This is a genomic window from Intestinimonas timonensis (assembly GCF_900626145.1).
Classification (GTDB): domain Bacteria; phylum Bacillota; class Clostridia; order Oscillospirales; family Oscillospiraceae; genus Intestinimonas; species Intestinimonas aquisgranensis.
The window spans coordinates 750,321-770,018 of sequence record NZ_LR130816.1 but is presented as its reverse complement, the minus strand read 5'-3'; the positions used below and the strand labels follow the sequence as shown (position 1 = coordinate 770,018).

The 19,698-nt window shown below is 64.3% G+C and carries 19 protein-coding genes; 13 read left to right on the top strand and 6 right to left on the bottom strand.

Annotated features, from left to right (window positions below; translation table 11 throughout):
• Positions 1–21 precede the first annotated feature (21 nt).
• A complete protein-coding gene (gene spoIIP, locus E0E29_RS18975; protein ID WP_130848719.1) occupies positions 22–1,176 on the top strand; it encodes a stage II sporulation protein P in 1,155 nt (384 codons plus the stop codon).
• A gap of 617 nt (positions 1,177–1,793) precedes the next feature.
• On the opposite strand, the gene E0E29_RS03880 is transcribed toward spoIIP, so the two are convergent.
• Together E0E29_RS03880 and E0E29_RS03875 are read right to left on the bottom strand one after the other, a co-directional pair.
• Positions 1,794–2,144: a branched-chain amino acid transporter permease gene (locus E0E29_RS03880; RefSeq protein ID WP_130848718.1), complete on the bottom strand. Its 351-nt coding sequence runs from the start codon at positions 2,142–2,144 to the stop codon at positions 1,794–1,796.
• Between the two features lies 1 nt (position 2,145).
• The gene (locus E0E29_RS03875; protein ID WP_130848717.1) at positions 2,146–2,856 is read right to left on the bottom strand and encodes an AzlC family ABC transporter permease; all 711 of its coding nucleotides are present in this window, start codon (positions 2,854–2,856) and stop codon (positions 2,146–2,148) included.
• 214 nt (positions 2,857–3,070) lie between these two features.
• Between E0E29_RS03875 and E0E29_RS03870 the strand changes: the two genes are divergently transcribed.
• The 4 genes from E0E29_RS03870 (at position 3,071) to E0E29_RS03855 (ending at position 5,807) form a co-directional block, all read left to right on the top strand.
• Positions 3,071–3,964 (top strand): diacylglycerol/lipid kinase family protein, encoded by an 894-nt coding sequence (locus E0E29_RS03870; RefSeq protein WP_130848716.1) that lies wholly within the window; start codon positions 3,071–3,073, stop codon positions 3,962–3,964.
• Positions 3,965–4,000: 36 nt separating this feature from the next.
• Positions 4,001–4,507 (top strand): GNAT family N-acetyltransferase, encoded by a 507-nt coding sequence (locus tag E0E29_RS03865; RefSeq protein WP_130848715.1) that lies wholly within the window; start codon positions 4,001–4,003, stop codon positions 4,505–4,507.
• 173 nt (positions 4,508–4,680) lie between these two features.
• Complete coding sequence (locus tag E0E29_RS03860) at positions 4,681–4,953, top strand: hypothetical protein (protein ID WP_080907005.1); 273 nt, start codon at positions 4,681–4,683, stop codon at positions 4,951–4,953.
• Entirely contained in the window at positions 4,950–5,807 is an 858-nt protein-coding gene (locus E0E29_RS03855) for an IS3 family transposase (protein ID WP_130848714.1), read from the top strand. The genes E0E29_RS03860 and E0E29_RS03855 overlap by 4 nt, the downstream gene beginning before the upstream one ends.
• Positions 5,808–5,894: 87 nt before the next feature.
• Here E0E29_RS03855 and E0E29_RS03850 read toward each other — a convergent pair whose 3' ends face one another.
• Positions 5,895–6,959: a branched-chain amino acid aminotransferase gene (locus E0E29_RS03850; RefSeq protein WP_130848713.1), complete on the bottom strand. Its 1,065-nt coding sequence runs from the start codon at positions 6,957–6,959 to the stop codon at positions 5,895–5,897.
• A 422-nt stretch (positions 6,960–7,381) separates the two neighbouring features.
• Between E0E29_RS03850 and E0E29_RS03845 the strand changes: the two genes are divergently transcribed.
• From E0E29_RS03845 to E0E29_RS03815, 8 genes are all read left to right on the top strand, one after another.
• Positions 7,382–9,358: a DHH family phosphoesterase gene (locus tag E0E29_RS03845; protein ID WP_479723850.1), complete on the top strand. Its 1,977-nt coding sequence runs from the start codon at positions 7,382–7,384 to the stop codon at positions 9,356–9,358.
• 77 nt (positions 9,359–9,435) lie between these two features.
• Positions 9,436–9,579 (top strand): hypothetical protein, encoded by a 144-nt coding sequence (locus tag E0E29_RS17995; RefSeq protein WP_165449781.1) that lies wholly within the window; start codon positions 9,436–9,438, stop codon positions 9,577–9,579.
• A 58-nt stretch (positions 9,580–9,637) separates the two neighbouring features.
• On the top strand, positions 9,638–10,087 hold the full coding sequence (gene rplI / locus E0E29_RS03840) for a 50S ribosomal protein L9 (RefSeq protein WP_130848711.1): 450 nt from the start codon (positions 9,638–9,640) through the stop codon (positions 10,085–10,087).
• 36 nt (positions 10,088–10,123) lie between these two features.
• Positions 10,124–11,473: a replicative DNA helicase gene (dnaB, locus tag E0E29_RS03835; protein WP_130848710.1), complete on the top strand. Its 1,350-nt coding sequence runs from the start codon at positions 10,124–10,126 to the stop codon at positions 11,471–11,473.
• A gap of 2 nt (positions 11,474–11,475) precedes the next feature.
• Complete coding sequence (gene tilS, locus E0E29_RS03830) at positions 11,476–12,897, top strand: tRNA lysidine(34) synthetase TilS (RefSeq protein ID WP_130848709.1); 1,422 nt, start codon at positions 11,476–11,478, stop codon at positions 12,895–12,897.
• Positions 12,898–12,901: 4 nt separating this feature from the next.
• Entirely contained in the window at positions 12,902–13,447 is a 546-nt protein-coding gene (hpt, locus tag E0E29_RS03825) for a hypoxanthine phosphoribosyltransferase (RefSeq protein ID WP_130848708.1), read from the top strand.
• Between the two features lie 36 nt (positions 13,448–13,483).
• Positions 13,484–15,379 (top strand): ATP-dependent zinc metalloprotease FtsH, encoded by a 1,896-nt coding sequence (gene ftsH, locus E0E29_RS03820; RefSeq protein WP_207303561.1) that lies wholly within the window; start codon positions 13,484–13,486, stop codon positions 15,377–15,379.
• Positions 15,372–15,890, top strand: coding sequence for an O-acetyl-ADP-ribose deacetylase (locus E0E29_RS03815; RefSeq protein ID WP_242622362.1), 519 nt, complete (start codon positions 15,372–15,374; stop codon positions 15,888–15,890). The genes ftsH and E0E29_RS03815 overlap by 8 nt, the downstream gene beginning before the upstream one ends.
• A gap of 67 nt (positions 15,891–15,957) precedes the next feature.
• Here E0E29_RS03815 and E0E29_RS03810 read toward each other — a convergent pair whose 3' ends face one another.
• From E0E29_RS03810 to E0E29_RS03800, 3 genes are all read right to left on the bottom strand, one after another.
• Complete coding sequence (locus tag E0E29_RS03810; RefSeq protein WP_130848707.1) at positions 15,958–17,241, bottom strand: O-acetylhomoserine aminocarboxypropyltransferase/cysteine synthase family protein; 1,284 nt, start codon at positions 17,239–17,241, stop codon at positions 15,958–15,960.
• A gap of 73 nt (positions 17,242–17,314) precedes the next feature.
• Positions 17,315–18,238 (bottom strand): GerMN domain-containing protein, encoded by a 924-nt coding sequence (locus E0E29_RS03805; protein ID WP_130848706.1) that lies wholly within the window; start codon positions 18,236–18,238, stop codon positions 17,315–17,317.
• Positions 18,235–19,680, bottom strand: coding sequence for a sensor histidine kinase (locus tag E0E29_RS03800; RefSeq protein WP_130848705.1), 1,446 nt, complete (start codon positions 19,678–19,680; stop codon positions 18,235–18,237). Before E0E29_RS03800 ends, E0E29_RS03805 begins: the two co-directional genes overlap by 4 nt.
• Between the last annotated feature and the right edge of the window lie 18 nt (positions 19,681–19,698).

The following is a 19,698-nucleotide window of genomic DNA, read 5'->3' as shown; positions in this document are numbered from 1 at the left end:
AAAGAAAGGACGGGGAGAGCCATGAAAAAGGGACAAGGCCGGTGGACGAGGATGCTGCGGAGGGGGGTGGCCCTCTTTTTGACCACGGTGACGGTGTGGGTGCTGTCGCTGACGGCGGACATGGGGGCGGCGGCGGAGACCTTCCATACCCTGGCGGAGAGCCCGGCCTTTGTGTCGGCGGCCCTGCGGGCGGAGCTGGGCAACCTGCCGGAGGAGGAGGAGACCGGTCTCACCGGCTGGCAGAAGCTGGTGCTGGGCCAGTCCCCCACCCTCTCCGCCGGTGTGGGCAAGGGGGAGACCGGGGAGGCGGTCCAGGAGTCCCCACAGCCCACGGGCGAGCCCGACGACCCGGAGGACCCGGAGGAGGTGCCCGAGGTCACGGTGGCCCCGGAGGACATCGTGGGCAGGACCCTGCTCCCCACCAGCGGCGAGGGCTATGACAGCGCCCAGGGGGTGTACATCGAGAACCGGCCGGGATTGGCCCTGGACGTGGCGGCGCTAGCTCAGACCCAGCTCACCCTGACCCTTCCCGAGGAGGGCCCCCAGGTCCTCATCGTCCACACCCACGGCAGCGAGGCCTATACCCCCGACGGCACCGATACCTACGTGGCCACCGGGGAGTGCCGCACCACCGATACGGAGAAGAGCGTGGTCCGGGTGGGGGACGAGATCGCCAAGGTGCTCACCGAGATGGGCCTCACCGTGGTCCACGACACCGCCCTCTATGACTACCCCGAGTACAACGGCGCCTATGACCGCTCCCTGGCGGCGGTGGAGAACTGGCTGGCGCAGTACCCCACCATCCAGGTGGTGCTGGACGTCCACCGGGACGCCCTCATCGGCTCCGACGGCACCGTCTACAAGCCCATCACCACCATCAACGGGGAGAAGTGCGCCCAGGTCATGCTGGTCATGGGCTCCAACGCCCTCTACGACCACCCCAACTGGCTGGAAAATCTGGCCCTGGCGGTGCAGGTCCAGAAGGAGATGAACACCCTCTGGCCCACCCTGGCCCGTCCCATCGGCCTGCGGGAGAACCGCTACAACCAGCAGACCGCCCCCGGCGCCATGCTGGTGGAGGTGGGCAGCCACGGCAACACCCTCCAGGAGGCCCTCGCCGCCGCCCGGATGTTCGCTCGGGCCCTGGGGGCTGTGCTGCTGGAGTACAAAGGGTAAAGGGGAGGCCCCTTGTCCGTGAGCCTTCCCCTGGGGGGAAGGTGGCGGCGTTAGCCGCCGGATGAGGGGGAGCATTGAGGTGTGGTTTTGCGTTTCGTTTCTTTGTCTTTCTGTTACGTGAAAGGACGGGAGAGACGGTTCAAAACCCGTTTCTTTTTCCCTGCTGGAAAAAGAACGGTTTTTGGAATCCAAAGAAAAAGGGGCTCCCGTGCGGGTTGAGTGGCTCCAAATAGGAATCCGGCGGCCCGGCTTTACGCCCCCGTAGAGCACCAGCACCGTCCACAGGAGACTCCGCCGGCGGAACAGGGAAAGGCCGTGGTTCTATCCGACATTTTTTCGCCGCCTGCGTGGGTGGGTGTCGGGCGTGGTGACGCTGCCTGGGATTGCCGTTGCTGTGATGTGGGTGGTGTACACCGCTGTGTAGGTGAGGACTGCGGCGTGGGTCAGCGGGGGGGCGTTCCCTTTTCTAAAAATCGAGCGGGCACTGCCGATGGCAGCGCCCGCTTGACGTTTCTATTCTGTTTCTGCTCTCGTTACCGGGCGAAAGCGTTCGTTTCGTACTTGTTCCGAAGCGCTGCCAAAGTTCTTTTTGGTCCTTTTTCTTTCAAGAAAAAGGACTAGAAGACGGCTTGGACCAGCACCATATAGAGGATGGTACCGCCGAAGATGCTCAGGAGGTTGTTGTGCTTCCAGAGGTGGAGGGCCACCACCACGGCGGCGGAGATGAGCTGAGGCGCCCAGCCGGCGAAGGCGGCCAGGTCGGTGCCCCAGCCGAAGCTGATATTGCGCAGGCAGTAGATGATGAGCATGGCGATGACGGCGGGGGGCAGGACCCGGCCCAGGTAGAGGACCACCTTGGGGGGCGTACCGCCCCGGTCAAAGAGGAGGAAGGGCAGGGCCCGGGTGAGAAAGGTGACCACCGACATGACGGCGATGGCGGCGATGGCTTGACCGGTGGTGAGGGGCATGTCAGACTTCCTCCTTTTGAGCGGTCTCCTCCTGGGCGTCCAGCCGGACCCGGAGGAGGAGCAGGATGACCACGATGGCGCACAGGGCGGGGATGAGCATGGCGTCAGCCCCCAGAAGGATGAGGGAGACCACGGTGACCCCAAAGCCCAGCAGGGCGGGCAGGTGTTCGCGGTAGGCGCTCCACTGGTCCACGGCAATGACGATGAAGAGGGCGGTCATGGCGAAGTCGATGCCGGTGGTGTCGAAGCCCAGCAGGGCACCCGCTACGCTGCCGATCACCGATCCGGCGATCCAGTAGCAGTGGTCCAGCACAGCGATGGCAAAGTAGTAGGTGTGGGGGTCCACCCGCTCCGGCACCCGGGCCGAGGAGAGAAGGGCGTAGGTCTCGTCGGTGAGGGAGAAGATCATGTAGAGCTTCCGGATGCCCATGCCCTTGAACTTCTCCAGCAGGCTCAGGCCGTAGACCAGATGGCGGAAGTTGATGATGAAGGTCAGAAGGGCCACGCTGCCCAGGGTGGCGGCGGTGCCCAGCAGCTCCACCCCCAGGTACTGCCCGGAGCCGGCGTAGATGGTGACCGACATGAAGAAGGCCCAGATGAAATTGTATCCGATGGCCTGGAGCATGAGCCCGAAGGCCATGCCGATGGCCAGATAGCCCATGAGCACCGGCACGGTGGCCGGAAAGGCGGCGCGGAAGGCACGGCGGTACATGAAAAACACTCCCTTGTGTCATACACTGTCAGAACAGTAGTTTAGACTTGTGTGCATAAAAATGCAAGAGTATCCGACGGCTTTTGTTCACAAAATTAGACTTGCCTTTTGGGGAGGGCTTGTATCATAATGTCTACAGAATAAACCGCTGCGCGATTTCGCGAAAGCGGCGCGTTTCATCTAAGGAAGATCAAACCCTGCGGAGGAACGAGACATGAAACGACTGCTCTTCATTTACAATCCCCAGGCGGGGAAGGGGATCATCAAGGCCCACCTGGCCAACGTGGTGGACACCTTCACCAAGGCGGACTATCTGGTGACGGTGTGGCCCACCCAGGGCAAGGAGGACGCCACCCGTGTGGCCGCCCGGCAGGGCTGGTGGTATGACCGGGTGGTCTGCTGCGGCGGAGACGGGACCCTCAGCGAGACGGTGTCGGGGCTGCTCACCCTGGACACGCCGCCGGTGCTGGGCTATATTCCCGCCGGTACCACCAACGATTTCTCCAAGAATCTGGGCCTGCCCCGGGGGGTGGAGAAGGCGGCGGCCACGGCCATGGAGGGGACGCCCCGCCCTTGCGACATGGGCCGCTTCAACGACCGGACCTTTGTCTATGTGGCCGCCTTCGGCATCTTTACCGATGTGAGCTACGATACGCCCCAGGAGTTCAAAAACGCCTTCGGCCACCTGGCCTACGTGCTGGAGGGGGCCACCAAGCTGGGGGATCTGGGCCGGGGCTACCACCTGACGGTGGAGCACGACGGCGGCACCCTGGAGGGGGACTTTATCTACGGCATGGTCACCAACACCAACTCGGTGGGAGGCTTCCAGGTCTTTCCGGCCAATCAGGTCTCCCTGGACGACGGGGTCTTTGAGGTGGTGCTGGTCCGGCAGCCCCGGAACGTGGCCGACCTCCAGGACGCCCTGGTGAGCCTGGTGCGCCAGAACCACGAGGAGAGCCGCCAGGTGGTGGCCTTCCACACCAGCAAGCTGAAGGTCACCGCCGCCGAGGCCCTGCCCTGGACTCTGGACGGCGAATACGGCGGCAACCCGGAGGTGGCCAAGATCGAAAACCTCCACAAGGCCATCACCCTGGTCTGGGGGAAGTAAAGTCTCCCAACGTCAGAGAGAAAGGAGCACGCGGATATGGAGTACACCATCCGTCCCACCCGGCTGGAGGATATGGAGGGCTTCAACGCCCTGCGGCGGATGCCCGGCGTCTTTGAAAACACCCTGGGCCTCCCCTCCGAGCGGGTCCAACGGAACATCGACGGCTTCCAGGCCATGGGCCCGGACGACCACAACTTCGTGGCGGTGCTGGCCGACGGCACCGTCATCGGGACCGCCGGTCTCCGTGTGTGCCCCAGCCCCCGGATGCGCCACGTGGGCAGCGTGGGGCTCTTCGTCCATACAGAGTACCAGAACATGGGGGTGGGCACCGCCCTCCTGAAGACCCTTCTGGACCTGGCCGACAACTGGCTCATGCTGGTGCGGGTGGAGCTGGAGGTCTTTGCCGACAACCAGCGGGCCATCCAACTCTATGAGAAGCTGGGCTTTGAGACTGAGGGCCGCAAGCGGATGTCCTGCGTCCGGAACGGTCGGTATGCCGACGAGCTTCTCATGGCACGTATCCGGCCGGGGGTGGGCGGCTGATCGCCGCGCGCCCCCGCATGGGGCAAAACAGCGCGTAGGGACAGACACCATCCGCCCGTTCCAATCTGGACAGGAAAAGGCCGCGGACCTCAGTGAACAGCTCCAGTAAAACCGGACAATAGACAAAAGGCCCCCTAATGTAGGAAAATAAAGCTACATTAGGGGGTCTTGCTATGTCCGGAAAAAAAGGGATGAAAAAGTATCCGGTAGGGATACGAGAAGAAGTGGTGTCACGAATCCGTGGAGGAGAAAGCCAGCGTGCTTTATGTCGGGAGTATGGGATCAGCCGGTGGGCTATTCAGTGCTGGCTAAAGGAGCCTGTCCTTCCAAAAGCGCGGGGGCGTAAACCCGCAAAAACACTGGCGGAGTACAAGTATGAGAACAAACGGCTAAAGATGGAAAACGAGCTGTTGCGGGATTTTCTGCGCTCCACAGGAAGGAAGTGAGGCCAAGGGCAAAATACGCAGTAATCTACCGGCACAGAAACGAATATCCGGTAACCGTTATGTGTCGCTTCTTTCAGGTATCCCGCAGCGGATACTATGATTTCGTCCATCGTTTGGGCAGGCCGGAGAAAGACGCGGCCCTTGCAGAAATCATCGCGGAACAGCGAGAGCGCAGCTTTCGTACGTATGGCTACCGCAGAATGTGGCTGGTGCTGAAGAAGCGAGGCATCCACCGTAATCCCAAGACCATCCTGCGTATCATGGAGAAATATGGTTTGCTTGCGGAGATCCGGAGACGCAGAAAATGGCAGCAGATGGGGCAGCAAGTCCACAAGTACAAGAATCTGCTGAATAGGGAGTTTTATGCGAACAGGCCCAACAGCAAATGGGTGACGGACATCTCCTACATCCACACCAAGCAGGGCGTATTGTACCTGTCCATGATCCGGGACCTTTACGACAACAGCATTGTTGCCTACAAGACCGGCACAAAGCAGACAGTCAACCTGGTGCTGGACACCATTCGCCTGGCCATGCGCAAGGAGAAAAAGAGGGCCGCTGCGGAGTTGCAGCTCCACAGCGACCAGGGGTTCCAGTACACCTCGCAAGCATACTTCGACCTGACAAAATCTTATGGCATTACGCCTTCCATGTCAAGACGCGGAAACTGTTACGACAACGCTATGGCGGAAAATTTCTTTTCCATCCTCAAGACAGAGTGTATCTACCGCCATAAACCGGCCTCATTCTGTGAGGCCAATGAGATGATTGACCGCTATATCAATTTTTACAACCACGAGCGCATCCAGCTAAAAACTGGAGTGGCGCCGCTCACGCTGCGCCACTCCGCTTAAAACTTCATATTTCCCTACATTGAGGCCTTTTTGTGCTGTCCGCACAATTTGGGGCGGTTCACAGGTCCGCGGCCTTTTTGCCATCTCTTAGAGCTTGACCACCCAGCCGTGAGGATCGGGCTGAGTGCCCCACTGGATGCCGGTGAGGGTGTCGTAGAGCTTCTGGGTGACGGGGCCGATCTCACCGCCGTTGACCACCACGTGCTGGTCCTCCCAGCCCATCTCGCCGATGGGGGAGACCACAGCGGCGGTGCCGGTGCCCCAGGCCTCGTCCAGCTTGCCGGCCTGGGCGGCGTCGAAGAGCTCCTGGGCGGTGATGAGCCGCTCCTCTACCTCGTAGCCCCAGCTCTTCAGAAGCTCGATGCAGGAGCGGCGGGTGATGCCGGGCAGCACGGAGCCGGTGAGCATGGGGGTGACAATCTTGCCGTCGATCTTGAACATGACGTTCATGGAGCCGACTTCCTCGATGTACTTGCGGTGGACGCCGTCCAGCCACAGCACCTGGGCGTAGCCCTGATCCTCGGCCCGCTCACCGGCCCGGATGGAGGCGGCGTAGTTACCGCCGCACTTGGTGTAGCCGGTGCCGCCCTTGACGGCGCGGACGTCGTCAGACTCCACGTAGATCTTCACCGGGTTGATGCCGGCGGCGTAGTAGGCGCCCACGGGGCCGGTGATGATGCAGAAGATATAGCTGTGGGAGGCGTGAACTCCAAGGCTGGCGTCGGTGGCGATGATGAAGGGCCGGATATAGAGGCTGGTGCCGGGCAGATCGGGCACCCAGTCCTTGTCCACGGTCACCAGGGCCTTCACGGCCTCCACAAAATCCTCCTCGGGGATGGGGGGGATGCACAGACGCTCACAGGAGTCGTTGAGCCGGCGGGCGTTGTCGATGGGGCGGAAGAGCTGGACGGTGCCGTCGGCGGTGCGGTAGGCCTTCAGGCCCTCAAAAACTTCCTGAGCGTAGTGGAACACCATGGCGGAGGGGTCCAGTGTAAAGGGGCCGTAGGGTACGATCCGGGGGTCGTGCCAGCCCTGACCCTTGTCATAGTTGAGCAGGAACATGTGGTCGGAAAAAACCTTGCCGAAGCCCAGGGTGTGGGCGTCAGGCTTGGCGGCGGGGTGCTCGGTGCGCTGGATCTTGATCTCCTCCATGGTGGATGCCTCCCTAAAAAATGCAGTGGGTCTCGAGGGGAACGGGCGGAGGCCCGCCGGTCTCGCCGGGACCGATATTAGGATGATTATAGCAGTATTACTACTTTAAAGCAATAGAGAATCTGACGGAAATCCCCGGAATTTTACCCCCGGATGCCGTCATCCTTCCACCGCGTGTGGAAAAATATCCGGGGATGCGGGACAAAGCCTGTGCCGCTGTGCTTGTAATCTACCGTGCCATCTGCTATAATGTTGGGCACGGAATGAAACCGGACGCGATGCGGGAAGTGGCTTGCGGGGCCTGCCTGCGCTGTGGGCGTAAGGCCTTTGGGCGGAAGGGCCCAGGAGGTCTTGCGCCTTCTGTACTTTCCACCGTGTCCGTGCAAGGAGGTGTGCCTTTGAAGAACAACAAGCTATCCCGGATGCTGGAGCCCAGTCTGGGCCTCTATCTGGCCTGCCTGGTCCTCTTTGCCCTGGCCTCCGCCTTATTCTCCATCCCTCTGGCGGTCATCGAGCTGGTGGTGGTGGTCATCCTCTACCTCTACCTCCGCCGCAGCAACAGCATTCGCAAGCGGGAGATGCTCCGCTATATCGAGTCGGTCACCGCCAACATGGACGTGGCCACCCGGGACACCATGATCAATTCCCCCCTGCCCATGGTCATCTTCCACCCGGACACCGATGAGATCATCTGGTCCAACGAGCGGTTCCTCCAGCTCACCGACGGGAAAGAGCATCTCTTCGACACCAGTCTCTCCGCCCTGGTCCCCGGCTTCGATACCCGGTGGCTCCTGGAGGGCAAGAGCGTCTGCCCCGGCGAGGTGGTGCTGGATGACCGGCGGTTCTTGGTCTACGGCTCCCTGGTCCGCTCCGAGGAGAAGCGCAGCCGGACGGCCATGCTGGCTACCACCTACTGGGTGGAGATCACCGAGTACGCCCAGGTAAAGGAGGAGTTTTTCGCCTCTCAGCCCGTGGTGGCCATATTGCTGCTGGACAACTACGAGGACGCCATGAAGAACACCGACGAGGCCGCCCGGGCCGCTCTGCGCAGCGAGATCGACAAGCGGCTCTCGGCCTGGGTCCACCCCACCGGCGGCCTCTTCATCCGCTATGACCGGGACCGCTACCTCTTTATTTTTGAGGAGCGCTACCTCAAGCGGTTCCAAGAGACCAAGTTCGACGTGCTGGACGCCATCCACGACATCCCCGCCGCCGGCGCGGTGCCCGCCACATTGTCCATCGGCGTGGGCAAGGACGCCCCCGGCTTCCACGAGCTCTTCGAGTACGCCTCTCTCTCCATCGAGATGGCCCTCTCACGGGGCGGCGACCAGGCGGTGGTGAAGAACAAATTCAACTTCGAGTTCTACGGCGGTCGGAACAAGGAGATGGAAAAGCGCACCAAGGTCAAGAGCCGGGTCATGGCCAATGCCCTGGCCGAGCTCATCGCCGACTCCTCCTACGTCTTCGTCATGGGCCACAAGTTCCCCGACCTGGACTGCATCGGCGCCTGCGCCGGTGTGTGCGCCATCGCCCGGAAGAAGGGGGTCCCCGTCCGCATCATTAAGGAGGGGGGCGCCAACCCCGCCGCCGACATGGCGGAGAAGCTCTCCCAGGTGCCGGAGTACAAGGAAGCCTTCCTCTCCCCCCAGGATGCCATCGTCCTGGCCGACCCCAGGACCCTGCTGGTGGTGGTGGACACCAACCGCCCCGAGCAGGTCATGAGCCAGGATCTGCTGGAATGCTGCACCCGGGTGGCCGTCATCGACCACCACCGCCGGGCGGCCTCCTATATCTCCAACGCCGCCCTCAACTTCCACGAGCCTTACGCCTCCTCGGCCAGCGAGCTGGTCACCGAACTGCTCCAGTATATCCTGGAGCCCACCGACCTCCTCAAGATCGAGGCCGAGGCGGTGCTGGCCGGCATCGTGCTGGACACCAAGAACTTCACCATGCGTACCGGCACCCGCACCTTTGAGGCGGCGGCCTTCCTCCGCCGCTCCGGCGCTGACACCGGCGACGTGAAGAAGCTCTTCCAGAACGACCTGGCGGGGGTCATCTCCCGCTATGACATCATCCGCAACGCCCGGATGTACCACGGGGACATCGCCGTCACGGCGGTGGACCACACGGTGGGCCGGGTGACGGCGGCCCAGGCCGCCGACGAGCTGCTGAACATCAGCGGCATCGACGCCTCCTTCGTCCTCTTCCCCGACGCCGACGGGGAGCGGACCATCATCTCCGCCCGCAGCATGGGCAACACCAACGTCCAGGTGGTGCTGGAAAAGCTGGGAGGCGGCGGCAACGCCGCCACCGCCGGCGCCCAGGTGCCGAACCCGGACGTGAACGCGGTACTCCAGCAACTCCTCCGGGCCATCGACCAGTACTTTGAGGAGGACTGACCGGCGGGCGGCGCTGCCGCCGCAAAATTCGGAGCGCAGCGGAGAATTTCCGCAGGGCGGATTCATTCCGCCCGAGGATGTGCAGTCCCGGGGTCCCCGGGCGGCCTGCCGCCTGGGGGCGCAACGCCGCCACCGCCGGCGCCCAGGTGCCGAACCCGGACGTGAACGCGGTGCTCCAGCAACTCCTCCGGGCCATTGACCAGTATTTTGAGGAGGACTGAGCGCCGCCCCCCAAAAATGATGATATGAAAAATTAACACCCTGAAAGGATGAATGACCATGAAAGTGATTTTGCAGCAGGACGTGAAGGGCCAGGGCAAGAAGGGCCAGCTCATTGACGCCAGCGACGGCTACGCCCGCAACTTCCTCCTCCCCCGGAAGCTGGCCGTGCTGGCCACCGCCGAGAACCTGAACACCATGAAGCAGCAGGAGAAGGCCAAGAAGGCCCAGGAGGCCGCCGAGAAGGCGGAGGCTCAGGCCGTGGCCGAGAAGCTCAAGGCCGTTGTGGTGAAGCTCACCGCCAAGGCTGGCTCCGGCGGCCGTCTCTTCGGCGCCGTCACCAGCAAGGAGATCTCCGACGCCCTGAAGGAGCAGTTCGGCCTGGATATCGCCAAGACCAAGATCGTCCAGGACGAGCCCATCAAGGCCTTCGGCACCTACCAGCTCAAGTGCAAGCTGGGCTATGAGATCACCGGCACCCTCACTGTGACGGTGGCTGAGGAGCAGTAATCCGTTTGAACGCAGAGACCGGAGAGGAGGGACAACATGGATGAGGAGCTGCTGACCCGGCAGATGCCCCACTCTGTGGAGGCCGAGCAGGCGGTGCTGGGCTCCATGCTCATCGACGCCCGGTGCATCCCCGTGGTCATCGAGAAGCTGCGGGCCGAGGACTTCTACCTCAAGCAGAACCGGGACATTTACGAGACCATCTACTCCATGTTCTCTCTCTCCGAGACGGTGGACCCGGTGACGGTGCTGGACAAGATGCGCTTAAACGGCGTCTTTGACGAGAACACCTCCCGGGGCTACATCCTCCAGCTCATGGAGGTCACCCCCACCGCTGCCAACGTGGGGGAGTATATGGACATCGTCAAGGACAAGTCCCTCCTCCGGCGCATCGCCGAGACGGCGGGGGATCTGACCGCCATGGTCCAGGAGGGCACCGCCGCCGGACAGGAGGTGCTGGACGCCGCCGAGCAGCGAATCTATTCCATCCGCCAGGGCCGTGCCGCCCAGGGCCTCACCCCCCTCTCCTCCGTGGTGCTGGATGTGCTGGACCGGCTGGAGGAGCTCTCCAAGTCCGACTCCGCCGTGCCGGGACTGTCCACCGGCCTGCCCGACGTGGACAGCGCCATCTCTGGCCTCAACAACTCCGACCTCATCCTCCTGGCCGCCCGGCCCGGCATGGGCAAGACCTCCTTCGCCCTCAATGTCCTCCTCCAGGTGGGCAAGTTCTCGGGCAAGACGGCCGTCTTTTTCTCCTTGGAAATGAGCCGGGAGCAGTTGGCCATGCGCCTCATCTCCAATGAGGCCTTTGTGGACAACAAAAAGCTGGTCACCGGCCGCCTCACCGACGAGGACTGGGACAAGGTGGCCCTGGCCGCCGCCGCCCTGGGCCGGTCCAAGATCCTCATCGACGACAACCCCTCCCTCTCGGTGGCCGACATGAACGCCAAGTGCCGCCGGGTGGAGGACCTGGGACTGGTGGTCATCGACTACCTCCAGCTCATGCAGTCGGCGGGAGGCAAGCAGAAATACGCCGGCGAGAACCGCCAGCAGGTGGTCTCCGACATCTCACGTGCCCTGAAGATCATGGCCAAGGAGCTCAACGTGCCGGTGGTCTGCCTCTCCCAGCTCTCCCGCGGACCCGAGAGCCGCCAGGACAAGCGGCCCATGCTCTCCGACCTGCGTGAGTCGGGCGCCATCGAGCAGGACGCGGATATCGTCATGTTCCTCTACCGGGACGACTATTATAATGAGGACAGCGAGAGCCGCAACCTGGCCGAGTGCATCATCGCCAAGAACCGACACGGCGAGACCCGGAAGGTGGAGCTCCAGTGGCTGCCCGAGTATACCACCTTCTCCTCCATCGACCGCACCCATCAGGAGTATTGAACATGCTGAACGAGGCTCAGGCCCTCACAAGGGAATACGCCATGCTCGCCCCGGGGAACCATATCCTCTGTGCCGTCTCCGGCGGCGCCGACTCGGTGTGCCTCCTCCACTGGCTAAAGGGCCAGGCGGCGGAGCAGGGCTTTACCCTCACCGCCGCCCATTTCAATCACCGTCTCCGGGGGGCGGAGTCCGACCGGGACGCCGCCTTTGTGGAAAAGCTGTGCAGGGAGTGGAAGGTGCCCTGTGTGGTGGGCACCGGAGATGTCTCCGGAGAGGCCCAGCGCCGTGGGGCCGGTATCGAGGAGACCGCCCGGGCCCTGCGCTATGACTTTCTGGAAGAGACGGCGGAAAAGCTGGGGGCTGGCCTCATCGCCACCGCCCACAACGCCAACGACAACGTGGAGACCATGCTCCTCCACCTCATCCGGGGCAGCGGCCTCCAGGGCCTCACCGGTATCCGCCCCCGGCGGGGGAAGCTGATCCGCCCCTTTCTCACCACCACCCGGGCCGAGATCCTGGCCTACCTGGAGGAGCACCGTCTCCCCCACGTGGAGGACAGCACCAACGCCGACACCGCCTACGCCCGGAACCGGCTCCGCCACCAGGTCATCCCCCTGCTGGAAGAGCTCAATCCGGCGCTTATTTCCCGGCTCTCGGACACAGTGGGCTACCTCCGCGCCGACAACGATTACCTCACCGCCCAGGCCATGGCCGCCGTCCGGGGCGCCGAGCCCACCGTCACCGGCGGCCTGGTCCTCCCCGCCGACGCCATCGCCCGCAGCCCCGACCCCATCGCCGTCCGCGCGGTGAGTACCCTGCTGGGACGTCTGGGGGAGCACCAGTACCGCTCCGCCCACCTGCTGAGCGTGGTAGACCTGGCCCGGAGCGGCCACCCCTCCGGCTCGGTGGACCTGCCCCACGGCATCACCGCCCGGCGGGCCTACGGCCTGCTGGTGCTGGAACCTTCGGCGGCGGAGAGCGGCTGGACACCGGTCCCCCTGAACGTCCCCGGCGAGACCCCCCTGCCCCAACTGGGCTGGAAGCTGGTCTGCCGCCCCGCCCAGGCTCTGGCGGAGCCGCCCACGGACCCCTTTGTGTGCTATCTGGACCCCTCTGTCCTGGACGGACCCCTCACCGTCCGGCCCAGGGAGACGGGAGACGGCATCACCCTGCCGGGCCGTCCCCACAAGAGCGTAAAAAAGCTCCTCATCGACGCCAAGGTGCCGCGGGCGGACCGGGAACGGCTCCCGGTGGTGGCCGACCGAAGAGGTCCGGTATGGCTGGGGGGCTTCGGCCCAGACGCCACCCGCCTGGCCGCCCCCGGCGCACCCGCCCTGGAGCTCCGGGCGGTACCCCTTGCCCCAGCGACCCAGTATGAAACCGCCCCGACCACGGGGACTCATTCAAAAGAAGGAAGGATCTGAGCTTATGCTGGAACAGGATATCGAACGGGTCTTGTTTACCGAACAGGAACTGAAGGACCGGGTGGCCGAGATCGCCGCCCAGATCGACAAGGACTACGCCGGAAAGGAGCCCATGCTCATCAGTGTGCTCCGGGGCTCGTTCATCTTCATGGCCGACCTGGTCCGGTCCATCACCCTCCCCTGCACCGTGGATTTCATGGCCGTCTCCTCCTACGGCAGCGGCACCACCTCCTCCGGCCAGGTGAAGATCACCAAGGACCTCTCTGAGAGCATCGAGGGCCGGGATATCATCGTGGTGGAGGACATCCTGGACAGCGGCAACACCCTCTCCTATCTGTTCCAGCTCCTCCAGGCCCGGCACCCGGCCTCCGTCCGGCTGTGCACCCTGCTGGATAAGCCCTCCCGCCGCACCAAGGCCGTCACCGCCGATTACACCGGCTTCACCGTGGACGATCTCTTTGTGGTGGGCTACGGCCTGGACTACGCGGAGAAGTACCGCAATCTGCCCTACATCGGGATCCTCAAGCCGGCTGTCTACGAAAAGGGCTGAGCACGCCCCACTCCACATAAAGGACGTGGTTTATTCTTGAAAAAATTCACGCTGCGCGACGCGGCCTTTTACGCCCTCATCCTGGTCATTCTGGTGGGTACCCTGTGGACCCTCCAGAACATGAACACCGGGGAGAAGACCACCTATGCCCAGGTCCGCCGGGCCCTGGAGCAGCAGCAGGTGGAGACCGTGCTGGTGGACAAGAACAACAACCTGATCCTGGGCCTCAAGGACGGCTCCACCCTCACCTATGAGCTCTATTCCTTCGAACTCTTCTACCAGGACTTTAATGACACTGTGGTGAAGCAGTGGCGGGCGGGCATCATCACCGACTACGAGTACCCCGATGATCCCACCCCCTCCCCCTGGCTGTCCATGCTGCCCTACGTCGGTATCCTGCTGGCCTTTGGCTTCATGTTCTACCTCATGTTTGTCCGGCAGAACGGGGCCGGCGGCGGCGACAAGACCGCCCGCTTCGGCCGGGCCCGAACCCGCACCCTCTCCGACCAGGGGGAGAAGAAGGTCACCTTCGAGGACGTGGCCGGGGCCGACGAGGAGAAGGAGGAGCTTCAGGAGATCGTGGAGTTCCTCCGGGACCCCAAGAAGTTCGTGGCTCTGGGCGCCCGCATCCCCAAGGGCGTGCTGCTGGTGGGCCCGCCGGGCACCGGCAAGACCCTGCTGGCCAAGGCCGTGGCCGGCGAGGCCGGGGTCAACTTCCTGTCCATCTCCGGCTCCGACTTCGTGGAGCTCTATGTGGGCGTGGGTGCCAGCCGGGTCCGGGACCTCTTTGACCAGGCCAAGAAGGACTGCCCCGCCATCGTCTTCATCGACGAGATCGACGCCGTGGGCCGTCAGCGCGGCGCCGGTCTGGGCGGCGGCCACGACGAGCGGGAGCAGACCCTCAACCAGCTACTGGTGGAGATGGACGGCTTTTCCGCCAACGAGGGGGTCATCGTCCTGGCCGCCACCAACCGGGTGGATATTCTGGACCCTGCCCTCCTGCGCCCCGGTCGGTTCGACCGGCAGGTTTACGTGGGCTACCCCGATATGAAGGGCCGGGAGGCCATTTTGAAGGTCCACTGCCGGAAAAAGCCCCTGGCCGAGGATGTGGACCTCCACGAGGTGGCCAAGTCCACCGGCGGCTTTACCGGCGCCGACCTGGAGAACCTAATGAACGAGGCCGCCCTCCTGGCCGCCCGGAAGGACCAGCCCTTCATCACCCTCTCCGACATTCAGAAGTCGGTCATCAAGGTCATTGCCGGCCCGGAGAAACGGAGCAAGACCGTCATCGAGCGGGAGCGGAAGCTCACCGCCTACCATGAGGCCGGCCACGCCGTGGTGGGCCACGCCCTGGAGACCGCCGACCCGGTCCACCAGATCACCATTGTCCCCCGTGGAGGCGCCGGCGGCATGACCATCTCCCTGCCCCAGGAGGACCGGGGCTACCGGTCCCGGCTGGAGCTCACCGAGCAGCTCTCCAGCCTGCTGGGCGGCCGCATGGCCGAGGAGCTGGTGCTGGGGGATATCTCCACCGGCGCCGGCAGCGACATCCGCCGGGCCACCGACATCGCCCGGAACATGGTCACCCGGTACGGCATGAGCCAGCGCCTGGGCAACGTGGTCTTCGATTCCGGCCACGACGAGGTCTTCATCGGCCGGAGCATGGCCCAGACCAAGAACTACTCCGAGGAAGTAGCCGCCATCATCGACGAGGAGGTCAAGTCCCTCATCGACAACGCCTATGCCCGCTGCCGCCAGATCCTCACCGAGCAGCGCTCTGCCCTGGAGCTGGTGGCCCGGTATCTGCTGGAGTTCGAGACCATGGACGGCGCCACCTTCCAGCAGGTCTTTGACGATCCCGGCGCCGTGGAGGCCCGCCTGGCCCAACCGGAGCAGGCGGAAGAGCCTGAGGAGGCGGAGGACAGTGAGTAAACCTGTCATCCAGGTCACCCTGGGAGACATCACCACCGTGGAGGCCGACGCCATCGCCAACGCCGCCAACACCTCCCTGCTGGGGGGCGGCGGCGTGGACGGCGCCATCCACCGGGCCGCCGGGCCGGAGCTGCTGGCCGAGTGCCGCACCCTCCACGGCTGTGAGACCGGCAAGGCAAAGATCACAAAAGGTTATCATCTGCCCGCAAAATACGTTCTGCATACCCCCGGACCTATCTGGCACGGGGGTGGGCAGGGGGAGCCCGCCCTGCTGGCGGGCTGCTACCGCTCCTGCCTGGAGCTGGCCCTAGCCCACGGCTGCCGGACGGTGGCCTTCCCCTCCATCTCCACCGGAGTCTACCACTTCCCGCTCAATCTGGCCGCTCCCATCGCCGTCAAGACGGTGCGGGCGTTTTTGACCGAACACCCGGAGGACTTTGACTGGGTGCGCTTCGTGTGCTTTGATGAGACCAGCAGAGCCGCCTACGAGCTGGCCCTGGCCGACAACTGAACCGAGAAAAAATGCCGCCGTCTCCCACGTGGGAGACGGCGGCATTTTGCTTTTCAGAGGATAGGGCTTACAGAGCGGCCAGGGCCTGCTCCAGGTCGGCCAGGAGGTCGGCGGCGTCCTCGATGCCCACGGAGAGGCGGATGAGGTCGGGGGAGACCCCGGCGGCGGCCAGCTCGGCGTCGTTCATCTGCCGGTGGGTGGTGGAGGCGGGGTGGAGGACGCAGGTCTTGGCGTCGGCCACATGGGTGGCGATAGAGGCCAGCTTCAGCCCGGCCATGAACTTGGAGGCGGCCTCCCGTCCCCCCTTCACGCCGAAGGAGACCACGCCGCAGGTGCCGTTCGGCATATACTTCTGGGCCAGGGCGTGGTAGGGGCTGCTCTCCAGGCCGGGATAGTTGACCCAGGCCACCTTGTCGTGGCCCTCCAGGTAGCGGGCCACCTCCATGGCGTTGGCGCAGTGCTTGGCCATCCGCAGGGGCAGGGTCTCCAGACCCACGTTGAGGAGGTAGGCGTTCATGGGGGCGGGGGTGGAGCCGAAGTCCCGCATGAGCTGGGCGGTGGCCTTGGTGATGTAGGCGCCGCCCAGGCCGAACTTCTCGGTGTAGGTGATGCCGTGGTAGCTCTCGTCGGGGGTGGTGAGACCGGGGAACTTGTCGGCATGGGCGGTCCAGTCGAACTTGCCCGAGTCCACGATGGCGCCGCCCACGGCGTTGGCGTGGCCGTCCATGTACTTGGTGGTGGAGTGGGTCACGATGTCGGCGCCGTGCTCAAAGGGACGGCAGTTGATGGGGGTGGGGAAGGTGTTGTCCACGATGAGGGGCACCCCGTGGGCATGGGCGGCCTTGGCAAAGCGCTCGATGTCCAGCACGGTGAGGGCGGGGTTGGCGATGGTCTCGCCGAAGACGGCCTTGGTGTTGGGCCGGAAGGCAGCCTCCAGTTCGGCGTCGGAGCAGTTGGGGTCCACGAAGGTGAAGTCCACCCCCATGCGCTTCATGGTGACGGCGAAGAGGTTGAAGGTGCCGCCGTAGATGGCGGAGGAGGCCACCACATGGTCGCCGCAGGAGGCGATGTTGAAGACGGCGAAGAAGTTGGCCGCCTGGCCGGAGGAGGTGAGCATGGCGGCGGTGCCGCCCTCCAGGGCGCAGATCTTGGCGGCTACGGCGTCGCTGGTGGGGTTCTGGAGCCGGGTATAGAAGTAGCCGGCGGACTCCAGGTCGAAGAGAGCGCCCATGGCCTCGCCGGTGGCGTAGCGGAAGGTGGTGGACTGGACGATGGGGATGTTGCGGGGCTCGCCGTTGCCGGGCACGTAGCCGGCGTGGAGGCAGTTGGTGCTGGGACGGTAGTCGGACATGGGACATCTTCCTTTCTGGAGTAGCTAATTGAAGATAATGCTACTCGCTCCCGGCGGATTTGTCAATGAAAAATCAGGAGACCACCAGGTCTGGATTGGGCTCCAGGGGGACGTCGGCGGCCACGCCGCCGTAGTCGGAGATGGACTCGCCCTCCACCAGGAAGGCCACGGCGTCCACGTTGGGGAGCTGACAGAGGGTGTTGACGATGGCGTAGAGGGTGAGCCGGGCGTGGCTGGCCGAGGTGGGCTGATTGCTGAGGAAGGCGGCGTCAAAGTTGACATAGCAGATGCCGCTGTCGTTGACCCACAGGTCGATGACCCGTACCTCACCGGAGAGAGGGGCGCTGAGGCCCTCGGTCTCGGGACCGGCCAGCAGGGCCTGAAGGAGGACGGATTCCGGGGCGGAGCCGCTGGGCACCAGCAGCTCCCGGTGCTCCACCGCCAGGCCTCCCTCCTCCCGGAGGAAGCAGAGGTCGGCGGAGAGGTAGACCGGCTCGTCCTCGGCGCTGGAGAGAACGGCGTCACTCTCCCGGAGGAGCTGGTGGTCCCGGTAGGAGATGGGCTCCCCCTCCACCAGGATGGAGACGGTCTCCACCCCCTCCACCTGGCACAGGGTGAGGGCGATGCAGTAGTCGGCAATGGTCAGATCGACCCCGGACAATCCGCCGTAGCGCTCGGAGAGATCCACCTCGCACACCCCGTCTGTGAGGGTGGGGGCGGAGACCTGGTAGACCCCGTCGGGGAAAGGAGATCGCAGGCCGTCGCTGAGGGGGCCGGAGAGGAGGCACTCCACCAGGGCGCTGAGTACGTCGGCATCCTGGGGGAGCCGCCGGGTCTCCCACTGCACGGCGGGACCCTGGACGGAATCGTCGGCACCGCCGTCGGGCAGGGCGGCGGCGAAGTAGACCTCATAGGCGCCGCTCTCAGCGTCCCCGCCCGGGGTGCAGCCGGTGAGCAGCAGAAGGGCGCAGAGCATGCTCAGAATGCGTTTTCTCACAGCAGGTCGCCCCCTTCCTCGTCCCAGCGGGGGAAGGCCACCTGGAAGCAGGTGCCCCCCTCCTCCCGGCGGCGGACAGTGACGGCGCCGCCGTGCTGACGGGCGGTGTCCCGGACGATGGACAGGCCCAGGCCGGTGCCGCCGGCGGCCCGGGACCGGGCCTTGTCCACCCGGTAAAAGCGGTCAAAGATCTTGGGCAGGTCCTCGTCGGGGATGCCCACCCCGGTGTCCTCCACGGTGAGGAGGACCAGGTCCCCCATAGACCGCAGGCCCACCATGACCCGGCCGCCGCTCACGTTGTACTTCACGGCGTTCTCCATGAGGTTGAAGGCGATCTGATAGAGGTCGTCCTCGGTGGCCTTGACCACGCAGCCGGACTGGAGGTTGGCCTCCACGGTGATGTCCCGCTCCTGGGCCAGGGGAAGGAGCATGTGCTCCACCTTCTCCACCACGGCGGCCACGTCCACCGGCAGCCGCTCCACGGGGACGGCACTGTCCATGCGGGTGAGGGTGAGGAGCTTTTCCGAGATGCGGGTGAGGCGCTCGGCCTCCTCCCCGATGTCGGAGACGAAGTCCTTCACGGTGTCCAGGTCCATGCCGTCGGTCTGGAGGATGGAGTCGGTGAGCAGGCGGATGGAGGCCAGGGGGGTCTTGAGCTCGTGGGAGGCGTCGGAGACGAAGCGGCGGCGGACCTCCTCGGTGGTCTGGAGCCGGTCGGTGAGCTGGTTGAACTCCCCCGCCAGCTGGCTGAGCTCGTCGCTGCCCCGGATGCTCACCCGGTGGCTGTACTCGCCCTCCCGGACGATGCGGATGGCCCGCAGCAGGTCGCCGATGCGCCGGGTGAGGGCCTTGGAAAAGACCACGCTCATGATGAGCACCACCACGCAGATGACCAGGGAGATGGAGCGCAGGTTGTTTTGAATGTCGGTGAGCAGGCCGCCCTGGTCGGCGTCCCGCTCATAGAGGTAGACGCAGCCAATGGTCATATCCCGGTAGATGACGGGGACGGCGGCCCGGCTGTGGAAGGCGCCGTCCTGGTAGGAGCAGGTGGCCACGTCGTAGCCCTTGAGGGCGGTGACCACCTCGCTGAGCATAGCGTAGCGCCCCTCGGTGAAGCGGAGCTCGTCGCTGTCGTAGAGGATGAGACCAAACTCGTCGGTGACCAGCACCCGGAACTGGCCGGTGTAGCCCAGGGGCTCCACGTAGTCCCGGACGGCCTCGCTGGTAAGGGATTCGGTGCGGGCGATGGTGTCGGCGATGACCGAGGCCTGGGATTGCAGGAGGCTGGTCTTGGACCGGAAGACCAGGTCCTGGGAGACCAGCACCGGGTAGGTGTTGAGCAATATGAGCACCGCTGCGATGATGATGATGTAGGTGAGGGCGAACTTGAGCTGGATGGAGCGGCGAAAGGGGATCTTGTCCGCCCCGGGGGTATGGGCCATGGTATCCACCTCCTTGGG

What these genes read in the sequence shown, in the direction of transcription:
- hpt (WP_130848708.1), top strand. Translation starts at nt 12,902, where the DNA reads ATGCTGGAACAGGATATCGAACGGGTCTTGTTTACCGAACAGGAACTG.
- E0E29_RS03860 (WP_080907005.1), top strand. Translation starts at nt 4,681, where the DNA reads ATGTCCGGAAAAAAAGGGATGAAAAAGTATCCGGTAGGGATACGAGAA.
- E0E29_RS03880 (WP_130848718.1), bottom strand. Translation starts at nt 2,144, where the DNA reads ATGCCCCTCACCACCGGTCAAGCCATCGCCGCCATCGCCGTCATGTCG.
- E0E29_RS03845 (WP_479723850.1), top strand. Translation starts at nt 7,382, where the DNA reads ATGCTGGAGCCCAGTCTGGGCCTCTATCTGGCCTGCCTGGTCCTCTTT.
- tilS (WP_130848709.1), top strand. Translation starts at nt 11,476, where the DNA reads ATGCTGAACGAGGCTCAGGCCCTCACAAGGGAATACGCCATGCTCGCC.
- spoIIP (WP_130848719.1), top strand. Translation starts at nt 22, where the DNA reads ATGAAAAAGGGACAAGGCCGGTGGACGAGGATGCTGCGGAGGGGGGTG.
- E0E29_RS03800 (WP_130848705.1), bottom strand. Translation starts at nt 19,680, where the DNA reads ATGGCCCATACCCCCGGGGCGGACAAGATCCCCTTTCGCCGCTCCATC.
- E0E29_RS03875 (WP_130848717.1), bottom strand. Translation starts at nt 2,856, where the DNA reads ATGTACCGCCGTGCCTTCCGCGCCGCCTTTCCGGCCACCGTGCCGGTG.
- rplI (WP_130848711.1), top strand. Translation starts at nt 9,638, where the DNA reads ATGAAAGTGATTTTGCAGCAGGACGTGAAGGGCCAGGGCAAGAAGGGC.
- E0E29_RS03865 (WP_130848715.1), top strand. Translation starts at nt 4,001, where the DNA reads ATGGAGTACACCATCCGTCCCACCCGGCTGGAGGATATGGAGGGCTTC.
- dnaB (WP_130848710.1), top strand. Translation starts at nt 10,124, where the DNA reads ATGGATGAGGAGCTGCTGACCCGGCAGATGCCCCACTCTGTGGAGGCC.
- E0E29_RS03810 (WP_130848707.1), bottom strand. Translation starts at nt 17,241, where the DNA reads ATGTCCGACTACCGTCCCAGCACCAACTGCCTCCACGCCGGCTACGTG.
- E0E29_RS03870 (WP_130848716.1), top strand. Translation starts at nt 3,071, where the DNA reads ATGAAACGACTGCTCTTCATTTACAATCCCCAGGCGGGGAAGGGGATC.
- E0E29_RS17995 (WP_165449781.1), top strand. Translation starts at nt 9,436, where the DNA reads ATGTGCAGTCCCGGGGTCCCCGGGCGGCCTGCCGCCTGGGGGCGCAAC.
- E0E29_RS03850 (WP_130848713.1), bottom strand. Translation starts at nt 6,959, where the DNA reads ATGGAGGAGATCAAGATCCAGCGCACCGAGCACCCCGCCGCCAAGCCT.